The 19,686-nt window shown below is 44.4% G+C and carries 14 protein-coding genes and 1 riboswitch; of the genes, 7 read left to right on the top strand and 7 right to left on the bottom strand.

The features are described from left to right. Positions 1 to 25 precede the first annotated feature (25 nt). From NDI42_RS09460 to NDI42_RS09445, 4 genes are all read right to left on the bottom strand, one after another. Positions 26 to 4,432, bottom strand: a complete 4,407-nt coding sequence (locus tag NDI42_RS09460; protein ID WP_190454651.1) for a PAS domain S-box protein — start codon at positions 4,430 to 4,432, stop codon at positions 26 to 28. Between the two features lie 435 nt (positions 4,433 to 4,867). Further along, positions 4,868 to 6,337 (bottom strand): sensor histidine kinase, encoded by a 1,470-nt coding sequence (locus NDI42_RS09455; protein WP_190454648.1) that lies wholly within the window; start codon positions 6,335 to 6,337, stop codon positions 4,868 to 4,870. Positions 6,338 to 6,553: 216 nt separating this feature from the next. Continuing rightward, positions 6,554 to 8,050: an ATP-binding protein gene (locus tag NDI42_RS09450; RefSeq protein ID WP_190454645.1), complete on the bottom strand. Its 1,497-nt coding sequence runs from the start codon at positions 8,048 to 8,050 to the stop codon at positions 6,554 to 6,556. 296 nt (positions 8,051 to 8,346) lie between these two features. Next, positions 8,347 to 9,444: a GGDEF domain-containing protein gene (locus tag NDI42_RS09445; RefSeq protein WP_199311125.1), complete on the bottom strand. Its 1,098-nt coding sequence runs from the start codon at positions 9,442 to 9,444 to the stop codon at positions 8,347 to 8,349. A gap of 292 nt (positions 9,445 to 9,736) precedes the next feature. On the opposite strand from NDI42_RS09445, the gene NDI42_RS09440 reads away from it, so the two are divergent. From NDI42_RS09440 to NDI42_RS09415, 6 genes are all read left to right on the top strand, one after another. Continuing rightward, positions 9,737 to 10,747 (top strand): permease, encoded by a 1,011-nt coding sequence (locus NDI42_RS09440; RefSeq protein WP_190454643.1) that lies wholly within the window; start codon positions 9,737 to 9,739, stop codon positions 10,745 to 10,747. A gap of 144 nt (positions 10,748 to 10,891) precedes the next feature. Next, on the top strand, positions 10,892 to 11,674 hold the full coding sequence (locus tag NDI42_RS09435; RefSeq protein WP_190424041.1) for a TIGR03943 family putative permease subunit: 783 nt from the start codon (positions 10,892 to 10,894) through the stop codon (positions 11,672 to 11,674). A gap of 123 nt (positions 11,675 to 11,797) precedes the next feature. After that, on the top strand, positions 11,798 to 13,327 hold the full coding sequence (locus NDI42_RS09430; RefSeq protein ID WP_190454640.1) for an Ig-like domain-containing domain: 1,530 nt from the start codon (positions 11,798 to 11,800) through the stop codon (positions 13,325 to 13,327). Between the two features lie 386 nt (positions 13,328 to 13,713). Continuing rightward, on the top strand, positions 13,714 to 15,471 hold the full coding sequence (locus NDI42_RS09425) for a pentapeptide repeat-containing protein (RefSeq protein ID WP_190454638.1): 1,758 nt from the start codon (positions 13,714 to 13,716) through the stop codon (positions 15,469 to 15,471). 144 nt (positions 15,472 to 15,615) lie between these two features. Continuing rightward, entirely contained in the window at positions 15,616 to 16,500 is an 885-nt protein-coding gene (locus NDI42_RS09420) for a lysophospholipid acyltransferase family protein (RefSeq protein ID WP_399316652.1), read from the top strand. 143 nt (positions 16,501 to 16,643) lie between these two features. Continuing rightward, positions 16,644 to 16,907 carry a hypothetical protein gene (locus tag NDI42_RS09415; protein ID WP_190454633.1) on the top strand — a complete coding sequence of 88 codons (264 nt, stop codon included), beginning with the start codon at positions 16,644 to 16,646 and terminating at the stop codon, positions 16,905 to 16,907. Between the two features lie 196 nt (positions 16,908 to 17,103). Here NDI42_RS09415 and sipA read toward each other — a convergent pair whose 3' ends face one another. Further along, complete coding sequence (gene sipA / locus NDI42_RS09410; protein ID WP_190454630.1) at positions 17,104 to 17,415, bottom strand: regulatory protein SipA; 312 nt, start codon at positions 17,413 to 17,415, stop codon at positions 17,104 to 17,106. 82 nt (positions 17,416 to 17,497) lie between these two features. After that, positions 17,498 to 18,478, bottom strand: coding sequence for a sirohydrochlorin chelatase (locus NDI42_RS09405; protein ID WP_190454626.1), 981 nt, complete (start codon positions 18,476 to 18,478; stop codon positions 17,498 to 17,500). 38 nt (positions 18,479 to 18,516) lie between these two features. Continuing rightward, positions 18,517 to 18,646: riboswitch (cobalamin riboswitch) on the bottom strand. A 141-nt stretch (positions 18,647 to 18,787) separates the two neighbouring features. Between NDI42_RS09405 and NDI42_RS09400 the strand changes: the two genes are divergently transcribed. After that, entirely contained in the window at positions 18,788 to 19,429 is a 642-nt protein-coding gene (locus tag NDI42_RS09400; protein WP_190454623.1) for a uracil-DNA glycosylase, read from the top strand. 89 nt (positions 19,430 to 19,518) lie between these two features. Here the strand turns inward: NDI42_RS09400 and NDI42_RS09395 are convergent, their stop codons facing one another. Then, positions 19,519 to 19,650 carry a hypothetical protein gene (locus tag NDI42_RS09395; protein ID WP_348231397.1) on the bottom strand — a complete coding sequence of 44 codons (132 nt, stop codon included), beginning with the start codon at positions 19,648 to 19,650 and terminating at the stop codon, positions 19,519 to 19,521. Positions 19,651 to 19,686: the final 36 nt, after the last annotated feature.

Here is a 19,686-nt window from a genome sequence, read left to right as displayed (position 1 = left end):
CGCAGAAGGGAACCAGGAAATATGTTCAGTGGCAAGTTTTTAGAATAGCGCGATCGCGTCCAGCTGCTTTCGCCTCATAAAGCGCTCGATCGGCGGTATAAATCAGTTCAACGGGGGAATATTCAGGAATAGGAACCACAACGGCGACCCCTAAACTCAAAGTAATATATGGGCTTATTGGGGATTTAGCATGAGAAATCTCCAATTCTCGGATGCGATCGCGTATGTCCTGTGCTACTTTCAGCGCTCCTTGGGTCTTAGTGTAAGGCAAAATCACCACAAATTCTTCGCCTCCATATCGAGCCACTAAATCCGCAGGACGCTTCAGTATCTGACTAATAGCCGCGGCCACCAATTGTAAACAACTATCTCCCGCTTGATGACCATAATTATCATTATAAAGTTTAAAAAAGTCGATATCGCACATAATCAAAGCTAGCGGTGCTTTTTCCCGTGCCAACCGCCGCCACTCTCGCTCAAGATATTCGTCAAAGCGACGACGATTTGCCACCTGAGTTAAGCCATCTAAGCAAGCTAAACGCTGTAACTCATAGTTGGCTTCCTCTAGCTGTTGATATAGTTGTGCTTGCTGGATAGCGATCGCTATCTGAGTCGTCAGCTGTTGCAGCAAATTGACTTCAAACGCTTGCCAAATGCGTACTGAACTACATTGATGAGCAATCACCAATCCCCAAAGAGAAACGCTATTAACTTGTGGTTTTTCAGTAACTAAAGCCGATATATTGGCATCTTTACTAGGGATTTGTGACTGGTGATTGGGGATAGAAAATGGTTGAGCTGCGAAATTTCGCCTCTCTATCCTAGTCCCTACTTCACAGTTTCTAATTCCTTCATTAGAACTTGAGCCAACCGATTCCAGAACCAGAGGCGATATTAGTTCAGCCTTTACCTCTAAGCGTTGCAAAAATGCCACCAAGCAAGGTTCTACCTCATTCTCCAGGTTGTCGATTACGCGAACCTGTCCGTTTTTATAACGTTCGTAGCAGCTTTGTGAAAAAACGTCCTCATCAAAAGTTTGTCCTAGAAGACTAGGCAACTCAGGAACCACTGCTTCTGCGATCGCATTCCCCCTTTTTCCAGAGCAAATGCGATAAATGAAAACGCGATCGCATTCCAGTAATTGCCGCACCTCTGTGACTGCGGTGTTAAGAATCTCCTCCAAATTCAGCGATTGGCGAATTCGTTGGGTAATAGCTGCTACCAGTCGTTCTCGCTGTGTCTGTTGGCGCAGTGCTGCTTCTGCTCGCACGCGATTTGTGATATCCAGAGCTAGGGAGGCAAAGCCCATCACTTCTCCATTGGGAGCCACTAAAGGCGTGTTGTACCAATCACAAATAATAGCTCTACCATCTTTGGTTATATTCTCGTTAGTGCTGCGATTACCACCCTTACCTGTGAGCAAATTAGTATAAATTTTATCGACTTGTTCCCTGGCATTGTCAGACACAATTATTTCACAGGAACTACCGATAATTTCACCTTTCTTATAACCAAAAATTGCTTCGGCGGCGGGGTTCCATTCCACAATTTCAAAATTAATATTCCATTCGATTACAGCTAGCGGGGTTTGCTGGACGTGGAGAGAAAGTTTCTGTTCTGATTTCTTTAGTGCTTCTTCCGCAGCAATGCGATCGCTAATATCGCGAGTAACACATAATAGGGATTCTACACAACCATCTGCCGAAAATTCTGGTGCTATTCTAGATTGATAATGTGCTAAACCATCTGGTGTTAAAAATTCAAATTCTATCTTACTTTCGCAGCCTGTTTCCCAGACTTCCCACATCGCTTTTTCCCAGAAAAATACTATATCATCAGGCATACCCAACTCCCGATTAGTTTTCCCAATGAATTCCTGGGGAGAAAGCCCAGAAGCCTTTCTAGCTGCTGGGTTTACGTAGAGATGACGCAGTTGTTTATCAAACCGGGTAATAATATCAGGGGCGTTTTCAGCTAACGCTCTAAATTCTTGTTCGCGTCGGTGTAACGCTTCTTCTACTTGCTTGCGTTCGGTGATATCGCGGATAATAGCTAAAACTTCCTCTTCCCGACCTTGGGAACAGGTGACGATTCTAGCTTCACATTCGCGCACACTGTCGTTAATGATAATCTGACATTCCCAAGTTTGAATTTCGCCAGACGAGAGCGATCGCTCTATATAACTCATCCCTTCTTGTGCTACCTCTGGCGGCAAAAAATCCCATAGGGTTTTACCAACCAATGCCTCTGGAACGATTAACATAAAAATGTCTTTCGCTGCTTTACATTCCAAAATTTTGCCTTTCTTACTAACGCGCATCATTAAATCTGGTAGAGCATCGAGAAGGGCGCGATTTTTAGCTTCGCTTGCTCTCAAAAATTCTTCTACCTGCTTGCGTTCCGTAATGTCAAAACACGAGCCAATATAACCCTCGAAGCCTCCATTCCTAAAGCGAGGAACACCTTTATCCACAACCCAGCGATACTTTCCATCTGCACGTTTTAGGCGATATTCTATCAAAAAGCACTGACGTGCCGCAAAAGCTGACAGGTACGTATCCAGACGTAATTCTCTATCTTCCGGATGTAAGTTTTCAACCCAACCATTGCCTAGTTCCTCTTCTAAGGTGCGTCCGGTAAAGTCCAGCCAACCTTGATTGAAAAAGTTACACAGTCCATTGATGTCAGATGTCCAAAGTAACAAAGGTGCACTATTGAGAAGCGATCGCAAACCTTCTTCACTTTCCCGCAAAGCCTGCTCCATAGCTTTGCGCTCAGTGATGTCAGAATAGGCGATAGCAACTCCATAATTTTTTAGAATAATAGGAGTAGCCGTAACATTGATCCAGGTAATTTCTTTATTATTTTTTACAACCCCCATTTCTATATTTTTAACAGTTCGATTTTCAGTTAGTGGTTTCACACTAGCGAATTCGTTTGTTGGCATTGGTGTACCATCAGGACGAATAATTTTCCATTTCTCGCAGTCATAAGTTCGATTTGTATGTTCTACAGAAGATATACATAAAATATTTTCAGATGCTTTATTGGCTTCAATAATATTTCCAGTTTTATCTGTAATGGAAATTCCTATAGGAAATGTCTGAAACAGAACTTTGTATTTTTCTTCGCTTTGTTTTAATGCTTCTTCAGTTTGCTTGCGCTCGGTAATATCTCGTCCTACTGACTGGAACTCCACCAATCCCTGCTGGTCAAATATGGCGCGATCGCTCCACTGCTGAGTGCGAATTTCACCATTAGAAAGTATGACTTTGTGTTCAATCATCGCCACTGGTTTTTCTCGACTCAAAGCGGCGAAATGCTTTGCTACCCTTTCTCTGTCTTCTTCTAAAATGTATTGCAGAAAGTCATCACCAATCATTTCCTGGCGCTGCTTGCCAAAATAGCGACAGCAAGCCTCGTTGACCAAGGTCAACTTTCCATCAGGTGAAATCCTGACAATTAGTTCAGTTTGATCCTCAACAATGTTGCGGTAGCGTACTTCGCTCTCCCGTAGTGCTAACTCAGTTCGTTGGCGATCGCATTCTTCAATTGCCAAAACCACCATTTGCGCGATCGCGCAAGCAAAATTCTGCTCATCTAACGCCCACTCCCGAACCGTCCCCGTCTGTTCATGGCAGATTACCCCATATCCAGAAATCGGCGCATCCAACATGGACGTAATGCCCAGCTCCAGATAAGATCCCAACTCAGATGTACGCCGATCGTTACGAGCATCGCTAGCTGCAATGACGCGCTTTTGTTTGATCGCAGCGAAGTAATTAGGATAGTCCGCCGCCGCCAATTTCATCCCGTTTGAATGGCAGTTATTCCCCAATTCATACAAGTCAGCGCAGCAAATCTGGGAACAATCTTGATTGTAAAACCAAACGCTCACCCGCTCTACACCAAGAGTCCGCGCTGCCACCTCTGTAATTTCCCGCAACGCCGCTTGTAGTTCCCCATATTTCCGACTTGCCAGTTCCAAAAGTGCTGTCTGTTGGCGTAGGAGCCGATGTTCGCGCTCTTGAGAAGCTTGTTCTGCAAGCTTGGCGCGAGTAATGTCGTTTCCATTCACCAATAGCTTTTGGCGACTACCATCTGGGTTGAAAAGCGGGGTTTTTTTGATATCAAATACCTTTATCTCCCCATCGCCATCTTGAATCACTTGTTCGCTATGGCTGACAGTTCCTTCACGCCAAACTTTCTCATCGCAGGCAGCACAAGCTAAAATAGCGGCGCGACTTTTGTCATCAGTGTATGCAGCTAGTTCTAAGCTTGTCTTACCTTGATAATCTACTCCTGATAACCGAAATAGCTCTATTGTGTAGTTATTTGCCATCAACCAGCGTCCCTGGTTATCTTTAACGACAATAAAGCCGGAAGCAGCGTTAATTAAGTTATAAAGCAAGATGTCTTGAGTTGGCTGCATATATGCCTTATTTTTGATTGACAATGTCTTAAATTGGCAAACTTTTACCTCTAGTTTTGTCTACTGCCAATATCCAGAAGTAAATAATTTTAAGGAAGTGATTTGCCTGAGTGGAAAAATTGAGATTTATTACAAAGGCTTCCCAAAAACCTGAAAAAACTTATAATATAAGCGCCAAAAACTGTAGTTGTTTATTTATATTTTAGTATTAGGATAATTCAGAAAAACTACTACAAGTATAGTTTATGTAATAAATTAAAATAATTGTACGTGGGGTTGTAGCTTACTTGGGCGTAGCGGTACGACAGCGCAACCCAACAAATAATTATAGTTGCTGAGTAAGGTTTAGTTAAAATGGTAGAGTATGGAAGCCTCAAACGCCACGCACCACGAGCGCGGTAAACAAAGCAGCACCTGGTAGTCCAACCTAGGAAGTTACACTAAGGGCAGCAGAATCTCAAATTCAGTACCACTGCTTACAGGGGATTCTACGCTTTCATTTCCGGATATTTCTGATTCAGCTTCGTATAGGCGATCGCTAACGGTAGGGGATTTTTCTTGGGAGACGCTACGCGAACGCATTTTAAATTCTCCTCCGTGCTTTGCTGTCACGATTTCATAACTTAGCGATAAACTGGTTTCTTTAGTAGCACGTTTTTGCACAGAAAAAGATTCAAGAATTTGCTGCTGTAATTCCGGAGACATTCCCGGCCCATTATCAGCAATCAAAATAGAAACCCAGCGAAGATCGCAGATTCCCGGATTAGGATTAGTAAAAGTCCGAGAAAACACCTTTGTAGTGATTTCAATACGAGGCTTTTGTATGGCATCTGCTGCTGGCATTCCCCCTTTAAACTCTTGGGAATACTTCTCTCGCACTGCCTGCTCAATCAACGCATCAATGGCATTTGTGAGAATATTCATAAAAACCTGGTTCAGTTGCCCAATGTAACATTGGACTGGAGGTAAATGTCCATAATTTCTGACAATCTCAATCTCGCTGGTCAGACGACTTTTTAACAACAAAAGAATACTATCTAAATTAGCGTGTAAATCAGCAGGCTTAGGATAAACATCATCAATATGGCAAAAATTTTGCAACCCAGATACCAATTTTTTTAAGCGTTCTGCTCCTGAGCGGATGCTGCCAATTGCTCTGGGAAAATCTTGTTGGATAAAATCTAACTCAATATCTTCTTTTAGGTCAGCAATTTCTTCAGGCGGAGCAGTAAAATACGCTGCATAAGCAGACAGCAATTCTAGTAAATTATCGCTGTAGGTTGAGACATAAGTTAAGTTTCCCCAAATAAAGCTTACTGGATCTAAAATTTCGTGTACTAATCCATCCACCAAACGCCCCAAACTAGCCATTTTTTCACTTTGGATCATCTGCGCTTGGATGCGTTCGTATCGTACTTGAGTTTCTATTCCTCGAATTTGCCAGGAAACAAGGTTCAATTCCTGAACATCTAACAAACGATAGTCAGATGCTCCCACTTGTACCACGATTGGTTCTGCTCGCAGTTCAGGCGATCGCTTCAGTGCCTGCTGCGTTGCTGTCAGAATTGGCGTACTATCGGGAAGCACTAAAACCTCAGAGCGATCATACCTGTAGATAACTTGCAGGGGTTTGTGCAAAAATAACTCTAGCCGATGAGGACGAAGCAGGCACTCCAAGAGCCGTCGCCGGGAAACCATACCTGCAAACTTACCCTGTTCTATCAAGATTGCTCCAGGCAGCAGGGGATGCTTCTCAAAAATGCGGGCGACATCTACACCCTGGCAGGTGGTTTTAACTTGAAAATTGTACAGGGGTAACTCTCTCAGGGCTGATTGTGTAGAGAGATCGCGAGCGCTCCCCTGAGACAAGGATGGAGGTGAGATAAATCCATTTGATACCAACACACAACGCCCAAAATGCAGTAGAGAAGCTGGATTCAGCTATTAACATACATTATCATCTCCAGCAGCCTTTCACCTGTACTTGGGGCTGATTCCAACTACTACTTTCGGGGAATATTTTCTCTACAATTATTTTTTGGTGCGTTAGTTACAACCTGCGGCGTTGCATGAGGTCAGGCTTATATGCCTGTCTTACATATTGTTTGGCGCTACTGCCGATTAAACAAGCGGCAGCAGGATCTCAAATTCCGTGCCGAAGCTTGGTTGTGAATCTTCCATGCCCATTGCGCTGTTTAGATGCTCTAAGGTCGCTATCTTTGCAGCCACTTTGCTAACGTCCTCCCCTACACTATGGGAGGAGACGCTATTAGCAGCGTACAACCGAGACGGGGAGGGGCTATTAGCCGCATTCCAGCGAGGCGATCGCACAAATAATTTACCTCCATGCTTTTGCGTAACAATTTGATTACTTATAGCCAACCCCAGCCCTGTCCCCTTACCTACTGGCTTTGTCGTAAAAAACGTCTCGAAAATCCGCTTTTGAATCTCCGGCTTAATTCCAGGCCCATTATCCGAAATCTTAATTACTACCCATTCAGAATCTTTGGTTTCTAAAACTTCAGTTGTAATTTGGATCTGGGGGTGCCAATCTTTTGCTGGAAGGAAATTGGGATGAGCGTTTTCCTTACTTTTTGCTTCACCTAAAGCATCGATTGCATTGCTGATAATATTCATAAACACCTGACTCAGTTGTCCTGAGTAACAACTTACAAGCGGCAAATCTCCATAATTTTTAATTACTTCAATGCCATTTTTTAGGGGATTATTTAAAATTAGTAGGGTACTTTCAATACATTCGTGTAAATCAACGGTTTGACGCTTATTTTCATCCAAGTGAGAAAAGTTTTGTAGACCGCTAACGATTTTCGTCAATCGCTCCGCGCTCACTTTCATACTTTCTATTAACTTTGGCAAATCTTCCAAAAGAAAATCTAGTTCAATTTCTTCTTTGAGATCAACAATTTTAGCTGATATATTTGGTTCTGCTTCATAAGCTGCCACTAACTGCATCAAATCTTGACAGTAAGTTGACATGAATGCGGAATTACCATTAATGCAGTTAACCGGATTTTTAATTTCATGGGCAATTTCAGCAACCATCCGCCCCAAAGTCGCCATTTTTTCTGCTTGCAACATTTGGGCTTGGGTTTGCTCATCCAAAAGCTGAGTTGTCAGTTCGTGAATCTGAGACTGAGCTACCAGTAATTGATGCACGTCTATTAACCGATACACTCCATTCGCCAACTCTACTACAATCGGTTCATTTAGTAACTCAGGTGGACGCTGCAAAGACAATTTTGCTGCCGTCACAATTAACGTATCGCCTGGTAATTTTAAAAAATTTGTTGCAGCAAACTCATATAGAGATTTTAGAGAGCGTTTTAAAAATAGTTCCAGCCCATAAGGGCGGCTCATTTGTTCTAAAAATCGTCCCCGCGAAATCATCCCCACAAATTTATTTTCTGTGGTCAAAATGACTCCCGGCAATAGCTTGTTAACTTCAAACCTCTGAGCAACTTCTTTGCCCTGGCATGAGGCTTCTATTTGAAAATCGTATAGTGACAGCTCTTGAAGAGTTGACTCCAAACTCAGCTTTTTGGTAGCCAATTCCGGTAATATTGATAATTCGGCCTTGGACTTTTGCAAACTAACCATAATATCCCTGAGTTAGTTATTTCAACTTTTTTAATAATATCGTATTTTTACTGTAGCACTCAATTTTGCTAATTTATATAATAAAGATTCTTCCTACAATATTTATTTACTTTTAATCTAGTCTAAAGTTTATTTTAATCAAATCTTAACTTATAAATCAATTAGATAATTTAATTTTGGTGGACTAAAATATAAAATTTTTTCTGAAGGAATTTAAAGTTTAAATATATATTTATTAAATAAAATATTTTTTTCATTTAATAAATTGCCGATGGCTTAAATAACGCCTGGAAATACTAAAAGCTGCATACGCTAACGCGATCGCGTCCAGCCTGCTTTGCTTTGTACAGCATCTCGTCAGCTGCCGTAACCAGCATTGATGGTGAGAAAGCTGGACTAGGAAAACCGATCGCAACACCTAAACTGACGGTCACGTACTCGCTAACCTCTGAACAAGCATGGGGAATTTTCAAAGCTTTGACTGCCTCTTGAATAGATTCTGCAACATGAACCGCACTAGCAAGCGGCGTGTGGGGCATAATTACAGCAAATTCTTCCCCACCATAACGTGCTACCAAATCTTCCGGATGCTTCACCGTTTGCTCTATGGCAGCAGCTACCTGCCGTAAACAGTCATCACCTGCTTGATGACCGTAGCTATCGTTATACTTTTTGAAAAAGTCAACATCGCACAGAATCAGGCATAGCCCAGAACTATTTTCCTGCATCTGTTGCCAGCAACAAAGGAAATACTCATCAAAACGGCGACGGTTGGCAACCCCAGTTAAGCTATCAGAACTTGCCAGGTGTAGTAACTGTTGGTTTGTAATTGCCAGCTGGTTGTAGAGTTGAGTCACCAGCTGGGTTGCCAATTCATGAATTTGCGCCTGAGCTAGCAGTAATTGATGTACATCCAATAAACGGTAAACTTGCGGTGCTACCTCTACCACAATCGGTTCATCAAGTAACTCAGGGCGTCGATCTAAAGACCGACGGGCCGCCGTCACGATCGGTGTTTCCCCTGGAAAAGTTAACATCTCCGTTTGAGCAGCTCGGTATAAACACTCAATCGGTCGCTGAGAAAACAATTCTAACCCGTAGGGACGACTCATGAATTCTAAAAATCGCCGCCGGGAAATCATCCCAGCCAAACGACCTTGCTGGTTTAAGATGATCCCTGGAAGGAGAGGATTAGCTTTGAAAGCCCCAGCCACCTCCCTGCCGATTTTATCGGTTTCAACCTGACCATCGTGCAGTGATAGTTCCTGAAGCGTGGATTGTAAAGATAAATAGCGATCGCTTACCTGGAGTGACAAGGGCGGTGCTCCAAGGGCATTCATGTCAGGTTGCGCTACATAACTGATATCCAGTCTTAAAGCTTGAGCCTGATTCATAAATGTTTTATAAATATCTTACTGTCTTGAGTAAATTTACAGTGTAATCAGAAATACATCATCAGCAAAAATGCTGAAATTACTCAAAATTACCTATAAATTTGTAATCTAGAGAACCAGCATTTCTCTTTGTTTGAGGAAAATACTTATACGTTTGGGATGTTGAAAGCAACAATTGAAACAATTGCAACAATACCTCGTCGAATACCACATTCATCAAATCAACAGTAATTACCGCTAAAATGGCTTGGCAGCCGCAAAAAGCTAGAAAAGGCTACTCACGACCAACCGCATGAATCAACTGCACAACGCTTTCACCTTGTTTTTAAGTTTGCTAGTAGAGGCAATGCCTTTCTTGCTAGTGGGGGTTTTGCTCTCCGGTATACTGCTGTTGTTTATCGATGAGCGGAAGCTGATTGGTGCCATGCCGAAGAACCCAATTTTAGGGGCTTTTGTGGGCAGCTGTGTAGGCTTCTTGTTTCCAGTGTGCGAGTGCGGTAATGTGCCAGTAGCGCGGCGGTTGCTGATGCAAGGGGTGCCATCACCAGTAGCGATTGGGTTTTTGCTGGCAGCGCCAACAATCAATCCGATTGTGATCTGGTCTACGTGGGTGGCATTCCGAGATCAGCCGGAAATTGTCGTGTTGCGGGTAGTATTTTCGTTAGCGATCGCAACCATCATTGCTTCCGTATTCAGCATTCAGAGTAATTTGAAACCAATCCTGCAACCAGCGATCGCTTGCGCCATACCCCGTCCCCAATCAAAATCAAGACAGGAAGATAACACTCCCACCTTGCTACAATCGGGAACGTTTTGGCTGGGACAGTCTGGGCCGGTGCAAATGGATGCCGTTGCTCTTGGCAACACAATGGCGGGTAATATAAGCACAAAACCGCTACCCTACAAGCTGCGGATGTTGCTAGATAATACAGTGCAGGAGCTGCGGGAACTGGGAGGCGTGTTAATTTTGGGAAGTGCGATCGCAGCGGCTATTCAGGTACTCGCACCCCGCGAACTTATCCTAAGTCTTGGTCAAGGGCCAATTACCTCCATCGTCGCCATGATGGTATTGGCTGCACTGGTGTCGATTTGTTCAACCGTAGATTCCTTTTTTGCCCTCTCCTTTGCCTCAGCTTTTACCAGCGGATCTTTACTAGCTTTTCTGGTATTTGGCCCGATGATTGACCTCAAAGGCATCGGATTGATGTTATCAATTCTCAAACCCAGAGCAGTATTCTATCTCTTTGGACTCGCAGCCCAGCTGACTTTCATCTTTACCTTGTTTTATACCTACTTTTTCTGATGTCAGGGAACTGGGGGCTGGGGACTAGGGACTAGGGACTAGGAACTAGGAACTAGGTAAGACTTTTTCCCAATTCCCCAATCCTCTACTCCCAATCCTCAATCCCCAGTCCCCAATCCCCAATCCCTAGTCCCCCCTTGACCAATGACCAATCAACCAAAGCTTATTTCCCAAAAATTTATCATCCCTAGCTTGGATGTCTTGGCACTCTTGGCGTGGGGAATATTGCTGCTAAAATACCGGATCACAGGGGAATTATACTTACTGATTCACGAAGATTATTTCTGGCTGGTGATTGTCACTGGTATATCTTTGTTAATCTTGGCGGTATTGAAAGCTGTACAACTGCTCCAAGAACTGTTTAATGGTAGGGAGCGAAATCGGACTGTAGCGGTTCTTCAGCATATCACCTTGTTTCCCCCTGGATGGAGTAGCATTTTGCTGCTAGTGACAGCCATATTGGGTTTAGTAATTGCCCCCCGCGTGTTTACCTCTACAACAGCACTAGAACGGGGTGTTACTGAATCAATTAGCTTTACCAGATCGCATCCCAAAGCATTTACTTCCTCAGTACGACCTGAACAACGATCGCTAATTGACTGGGTGCGGACGCTGAACTTCAACCCCGAACCCGACGCCTACACAGGTCAGAAAGCTAAAGTTCAAGGATTCGTGGTTCATCCACCAGAACTACCGCCAGAATACCTGTTAATATCCCGATTTATAATTACCTGCTGTGCAGCAGATGCTTATCCAGTAGGGTTGCCCGTAAAATTAATTGAAAATCGCAATGCCTATATCCCCGACACTTGGTTAGAAGTTGAAGGTGAGATGATTACCGAAACCTTCCAAGGTAAACGCCAACTCACCATCAAAGCCAATTCACTTAAAAAAATAGACCCGCCAAAGAATCCCTATGATTATTAACTATTTGGATTGTTTGTTGTCTATTGGCGTTTGAACGTTATCAGGTTACTAAGCGGCTAGAACCTGATAACGTTTCAACTTGATAACTGGACAACTCTTAAGATGACAACTGACAACTGACCAATGACTTCCAAACAATTTCTTCAACCAATTGATCGCCTTGCCTTAGCGCTAATGCTAGTGCTGAGTCTGGTAATAGGGCTAATGTTGTGGGGTGGCAATGCCTGCGGCAGTGGCACCAATTGCCTTTTAGTCACCGGGCCTCGTGTGCGAGATTTCAGCTGGCAGAGAAAACAAGTAGGTGCTGATGATCCTTCCTTTATCCTCACCTTTAGCCGCCCAATGGATCGTGGCAGTGTGGAAGCAAATCTGCGTATTGAGCCATCTTTGCCGGGTAAATTCAGCTGGGCAGGGCGGAAAATGTCTTATACCTTAACTTCCCCAGCGCCTTATGACACAGCTTATAAAGTAAGCTTAGAGGGGGCAACCGAGCGTATAGGAACGAGTCGTGTAGGAAGGGAAATGCAACCGTTTACGGGAGAGTTTCGCACCCGCGATCGCGCTATGGTTTATCTGGGAATTGATAAGGAAGAACAAGGGCAATTAATCCTCTACAACTTTACTCAAAATAAAAAAATAGTTCTGACACCTAAAGACCTGGTAGTAATGGACTTTAAGCCATACCCAGATGGCGAAAAAATATTGTTTTCTGCCACCGATTCGAGGAATAATAAACCAGGCTTGTCGGAACAACAAATTTACAACGTAACCACGGGAATAAGTTCTGATTCCGGAAAATCCAACGAACAATCACCGCCAGCCGGCAGACTGAACGTGGTTTTAGATAACAAAGATTACCAAAATCTCAAATTTGACTTGTCTGCGGATGGGGAAACAATTGTTGTGCAGCGAGTGAACAGCAAAAATCCCGCAGAATTTGGACTGTGGGTAGTGCGAAAAGATGCTCCGCCACAACCTTTGAAAAACCAACCGGGAGGAGAATTTTTGATAGCGCCGGATAGTGAGACAGTAGCGATCGCTCAAGGGGAAGGTATCGCCATTCTGCCACTCACCCCAGCCGCAAAGCCGTTGGATTTTCTGCCGAAATTTGGTTTAGTGCTAGGGTTCGCCAGAGATGGATCGGCAGGCACTTTCGTTAAATTCAACACAGATTACACGCGATCGCTTTTTCTGGTCACTAACTCTGGCGTACAGAAAGAACTCCTGCGGACAAACGGCTCAATTCTGGGTTGCGAATTTGCTCCCCAAAAGGAGATACTCTACTGTCTGCTAACACAGCTACTCACTGGAACAGATTACCAAGAACAGCCTTACATTGCCGCAATTGACATCAAAAATTCCACAAGTCCTCTGGATGCAAATGCCGTGAAGCCGCTGTTGCTATTGCCCACCCAGCGCGACATTCACATGAGTTTGTCACCAGATGGGTTAGCGCTGCTATTCGATCAAGTTGTCACCTCCCCCGGAATACCCCCCACAGCGGATGGTTTGAGAACAGATGAAGGGCAAGCGATCGCTACCAGTAACCTCTGGCTGCTTCCCCTAACCTCCTCAAAACCAGGAGAACCCCGCACCCAGATGCAACCCGAACAGCTACCTTTACCAGGCTTACAGCCCCGATGGTTGCCGTAAAAGGGACTGGGGGCTAGGGAGTAGGGACTGGGGACTGGGGGCTGGGGACAAGGAGAAATTTTTTCTCGCCATATCCTTCCAGGCTGCAATCGGACTGGGGGCTAGGGACTAGGGGCTAGGGACTAGGGATAAGGAGAAATTTTTTCTCGCCATATCCTTCCAGGCTGCAATGACAAAGAACGCTTGCACTATCGGTGAGGCTCTTCGCCCCACTTTTAACATTCCCTGGCCGCAGCCCAGGAACGAAAAAATTGCCATGAGCGGGTAACAGCCTTCATTCTGTGTTTAGCTGTATCTGGGTAGACTGAGGAATAATTAACCACAGGCGCTTTAAGTGGAGTTGTTAGCTTATTCCTAGCGGCTAATCGCTTTCTGGCAACCGCCCCATGCAATTACATAATTTTCTCGACCGATATAAACAAGGAGAGCGCGATTTTTCCCATGTTGACCTCAGTGGAGCTAGCCTCAGTGGGGTCAATCTGCGGGATATAGACTTGACTGGGGCTGACTTGACTGGTGCTAACCTCAGCTGGGCAACTTTAACTAACGCCAAACTCATCGGGGCAAGTCTGCGCCAAGCTGATATGCGTAGCGCTATCCTCAAGGCTGCCAATCTCAATTCTGCAACTTTGAGCCGTGCAAAATTGGGCAAAGTAGACTTGCGTTTAGCAACCCTGCAAGAAGCAGACCTCAACTGGGCAGTTCTCCAAGAGGCAGACTTGAGCGGTGCTAACCTTGAGGGAGCTAAGCTGGATCAGATTAATCTAGAATCCGCCAAACTCAACAGCACTAATTTAATTGGGGCGGAGTTGATGGAGGCAAATCTGCGTCGCGCTAGTTTAATTAGCGCTAACCTCAGTGGCGCAAATCTCCGGGAAGCTCATCTGGAAGAAGCAAATTTACGAGAGGCGAAGTTGGTTGGCACCAATTTAACGGAAGCTGACCTTACCGCCGCTTACCTGCGAGGGGCAAATTTGAGTGACGCAAACTTGCATCGGTCAATTCTGGCGGGGGCAGATTTGAGCGAAGCAATTCTTAACGGTGCTGATTTGAGTCGGGTGAATCTGACTGGGGCTTATTTACTCAAGGCAACTTTAAGAAAAGCTTATTTATTACGAGCTATCTTGCAAGATGTGTATCTGTTACGTGCCGATTTGAGCGAGGCAAATTTACGCTCTGCGGATCTGCAACGGGCAGATTTGAGCGGTGCTTATTTGAGTGATGCCACTTTAAGTGAGGCTAATTTGGTCGATGCCTGTCTTTTGGAGAGTCATCTAATTCGCACCAATCTCGATCAGGCACACATGACTGGCTGTTGCATCAGTAATTGGCACATTGAGGATGTAGATTTTTCCAAGGTTGATTGTCGTTATGTTTTTACCCGGTTCAATTACACTACTAAAAAACCAAGCGATCGCTTTCCTGTGGGTCGCGATTTCCAGCCGGGGGAACTAGGCAAGCAAGATCCCGAACATGGCAAAAATGATACTAATGGCTCCACCACAATAGAAGTTTTTTTGCAAGAATCTCCTAACTGGGAAGCGCTGGTCTTTACGCTGGCTCAGGTACAACTCGATTGTCCTGACTTAGAACTGAGTATTAAGTCTTACGAACAATTAGAGGCTCGGTATCTGCTGCGGCTGGTATCCAGCCATTTTGTGAATGCCAAAACTCTTGCTCAACGGGTTGGCGAGTTGTACCCGGAAATGCTTGGGCGGGTCGCTTCTTCTCGCCAAGCCATATTGGATCTGCTGCAAATCAAGCCTCGCTCAGAAAATGTGATAGAAACAGTACAGCCACCACAACCAACGCCACCGCCACCCTCACCAGATCAGCGGCTGCGGATGTATCAAGAAGTGGTCAAGCAAATCCAAATGATTATCCTCTCCCAAACGCCAGACCAGTTTGTGGACAGCGTACAGCGGCTTTTGAATTTCCTTAAAACTCAGGGGATCTCGACAGAGGAAATCCAAAAGTCAGTTATTAGTCAGGCAATTGTGAAGCGGGCGCGTCTTGACCCGATGTTCCAGCAGCAGTTGCTACGCTGGGAGGAAATGGCGGCAAAGGCAGCTCGTTTTTCGATGGTGGGGGAATCAGTACGGCTAGCGATCGCTCTCCTTTGGCCCGACCTTCCGCGAAAATGAAGGAATTGGGAATTGGGAATTGGGGATTGGGGATTGGGGATTGGGGAGAATCTTACCCAGTCCCTAGTCCCCAGCCCTCACTACCTAGCCTCCAGCCCCCAGTCCCCAATCCCCACTCCCTATGTTTAAGGCGGTTGAGAACCATTGTTTGATTATTTTGAAACTTTTACAAACAGTTTGCTGAATACGGGTAAAGCATCTCACGATCGATTTGATGGTTGGTCTTTAGAAGAGCGAAGTCCCGATGCAATTAAATCTTGGATGCCGATTTGGGAATGGTTTTACCGCTACTATTTTCGGGTTCAAACTGATGGCTGGCATCACATGCTCCAGTCGGGAAAAATGCTGATTGTCGGTTCCCATAATGGCGGCTTGGCTTCACCCGATACGTCTATGTTCATGTATGACTGGTTTCGGAGGTTTGGTTACGAGCGCCTGATTTACGGGCTAATGCACCCGGCGGCTTGGAAGTCTCCTATTTTCGCCATCCCTGGCTCAGGGGTAGGGGCAGTTATTGCTCATCCGAAGATGGCGATCGCTGCCCTTCAGCGAGATGCTTCTGTTCTGGTCTATCCCGGAGGTGCTGAAGATTTGTTTCGTCCCTACTATATGCGCGATCGCATTCATTTTGCAGGGCGTAAGGGATTTATTAAATTGGCGCTACGGGAAGAGGTGCCAATTGTACCAATTATTTCTTATGGCGCTCACGATACTCTGATTGTTTTGGCAGATTTTTATGACCAGGTACGCCAACTACATGAATGGGGTTTTCCCTGGAAATTAGATTTGGATACGGGTGTTTTTCCGATTTATTTGGGGTTGCCTTGGGTTTTGGGAATTGGCCCTTTACCAAATTTTCCCCTACCAATACAAATTCATACTCGCGTATGTGCGCCAATTGTATTTGAGCGTTATGGTCGTGACGCAGCTCTTTGTCGGGATTATGTAAATGATTGCTATGAAAAAGTCTGTTTTCATATGCAGTTGGAACTCGATAGTTTAATTCTCAGTGTTAGGGCAAGTAGTTAAAATAAATTAGCCACAAAGACACGAACTAAAGGAAGAAAAGAGTGCTATCGCTTTCCTTTCTTCCTAAAACTCTTCAATTCATAACCATAGTTTTTCAACTTTTTTGGTTAAAATAAAAGTAATTGGAACAGATGTTTAATACTATGACTGAAGCAACTCCAAAAAAACACAGACGCAAAGCTGAAAATGAAGCTTTTCATAAGCGTTGTCGGATAATTTTTGAGCGAGTGCGCCCCAATTTAATCGAGGAACACTATGGCTGGTATATTGCGGTTGAACCAGACAGTGGCGATTATTTCATTGATGCTGATAAAGAAGCCGCTAGTCAAAAAGCACGTCAAAAACATCCAAATGCGATCCATTTTATGTTTTGTTTGAGTGAGACGGGAGCCACAGGCAGAATATGATTCACGGTACATTTGGCAGCAGGGGTCAGCTATATTTTGAAATAGATTTGATTACTGCTGGGGATTATTGACTTTCGGGGAATGAGCGATCGCACTCTACCAAAAAACGAACCGTCATCGCACAGAACGCTACAAAAAATAGAGTGCGAGTAGCTACCTATAGCAGCATACAAGGAGTGCGATCGCATCCTTCTACTCAGCTGGGGTCAACAAAATACTTTTGTTCAGGTGATGTGGTGTGCGCTGTCCTATCCGTCACCTCTTCCCCTGACTGGATTGATTCAGTTGTCACGGACACAGCCTCAATATACTGGCTATCCATCAAAAAAGCTCCCGTCGAAAACCGGACACCCCAATATCCTCCCGGACGACGATCCATAACGATGCCTTCTTCCCCAAGCTGAATCACATCAGGAGGACGCAGCATTGGCATCGGTTCCGCTGTTTTGACGTATGGTGGCAATGCTACCACCCGGACTCGCTCACCAATTGAAAATTCTTTAGACATAAGTTTTAGGTAAACGGTAATGGGTAATTGGTAGGAAAATCTAGCCCTATTACCTATTACCTACTACCTATTACCCATTTGTTCAAGGCGCTTGCCAAATCTTCTCATGGTAACGCTCTAAATTCGCATAGGGATCGGCGGCGGCGTGGGAATGGTCGTGACTGTGGTCATGGTGGTGATGATCGTGAGTGTGTCCGTTACCGTTCCCAACTGCTGCTAGTCGGAATTTGCACATTTCACAATTCATCTGCACTTGTCCCAGCTGGGTTTCGATTTCCCGTTCTCGCAATACAGACAACAACTGCGGGTGAATGCCCATTTCTGGCAGACAAGTCATGGAAATGTCGGGATATTGTTCTTGCTGCTGGGCAGTAATTTCAAATATCTTTTTAACCAGGACTCCTGTAAACAGAAAATAAGGCAGGACAATAATTCGTTTAGGCTGGTAGAGTCTGGCGCGACGGAAACCTTCTTCTAGACGTGGGTGGGTAATGCCGATAAAGCAAGTTTCCACAGTCTGATAACCGCTACCTTCCCACACAATCCGGGCAAGTTTATAAACGTCGCCATTAGCATCGGGATCGCTGGAACCGCGACCGACAAACAGCAGTACGGTGTCTGAACGGTTCCATTGAGGTTGGTCTAGTTCAGCAAGACGCGATCGCCACAAATCCAAAATCCCAGGCGTAATCCCAAAATGTCGCCCATAGTAAAACTTTAACTGGGGATGTCTAGCCCTTGCCCGGTCTAACTCATTGGTCACATCAAACTTATTGTGTCGCGCGGCAAATAGCAAAATCGGCAACACCGAAATTTCCGTGTAACCCTCCTCCACACACCGATCTACCCCCTCCTGAATTGTCGGGCCAGTGAGTTCTAGAAAACAAGGAAGAACAGGTCTAGAGGTGTCTAAAGCTTGATATGCTGCCGCAAAATCCAGCAAACTCTGCCGTCCGTCATTATCTTTTGTCCCATGACCAATCATCAATAAGGGGCGGTGTAGCGGTAGTGGCGATAATTCCAAGGACTGAGTAATCAGAGTGGTTGAATTGATAGTAGGCATGGATTTACAACTTTTTTCCCGTGCAACGCAGGAATATAGAATGCGCCTCGCAACAGGTAGGCATTCTGGCTAACGATTCGTCATAGCCAAGGACAAAAATCGCTCACAGCTGCGGCACAGCCCCGGAATTACACCGGAGTTTCCCTATCCTGTTACGGTTCACGTTTGCCTTGCTATCTTAGCTGATTCGACTACACTTAGAATGCGGGGGGAGGGGTTGACTACCAAAGTTACTATAGGTTGCTTCCGATTTATTCTCTCTTTTTTCTCTTCAAATCTGATGCTAATTCTTTGATAACGCCCAATAAAATGAAAGATAAATTTCACAAATTTATCAAAGAGCTATCTAACTTTAAATCTGGCAATAATGTATTTAATCAGTATTCGTATGACTTTTTGGTAAATGAAGTCAGAAGAGATAATTTATTTTTATACTTGAAACATCTAGCAGAAAGAAACCCGCAATTTTTGTTAGTTGGAGAAGCTCCAGGGCATAGAGGATGTCGTTTAACAGGTGTTCCTTTTACCAGCGAATTTATTCTATTAAATGGATTTGATGAAATTAGATTATTTGGCGAATCCAGGGGCTACCGGAAAACTAATGAATTTGATCGAGTTTATAAAGAGCAGAGTGCAACCATTGTTTGGGAAACCTTGGTAAAGTATCAGCAAATCCCTTTACTTTGGAATGCCTTCCCTTTTCATCCTTTTAAAGTTGGAAATCAGCAATCTAATCGAACGCCCACTACAGAAGAAATAAACATTGGGGAGTATTTCTTAAAAGAATTAATTATATTATTTGATATAAATAGTCTTGTTGCTGTCGGAAACGAAGCTGAAAAAACTCTCGCAAAAATAGGATTGGCTTTTCAGAAAGTTCGACACCCCGCTAATGGGGGAAAAAATAAATTTAATAATGGCATTAAAAATGTGATGAACACCCTAATATAAAATCCTTGATGGCTGCTGAGGCAGACACAATGGCTGCCCCGCATTTGCACCTAATTCAACGCCAGACAAGGCTTGCACATTGCCGAAAGTCAGCTTCCCCAGTAATGGTTGCACAGGTGATGGGAGTCGAGAAAATCAGCTAAGGTGCAACCAAAAGAGGTTTCTGGAAGCGATCGCAATTTCTCAATTTCCACAATTTGCGGAACATTCCGCCCCAGCATATTAAATCTGAGGGAAAAAATCGACTTTAACAACAG

It is taken from the genome of Funiculus sociatus GB2-C1 (assembly GCF_039962115.1).
GTDB lineage: Bacteria > Cyanobacteriota > Cyanobacteriia > Cyanobacteriales > FACHB-T130 > Funiculus > Funiculus sociatus.
Note: the sequence above shows the minus strand (reverse complement) of the source record. Positions and strands in the feature narration are given on the sequence as shown.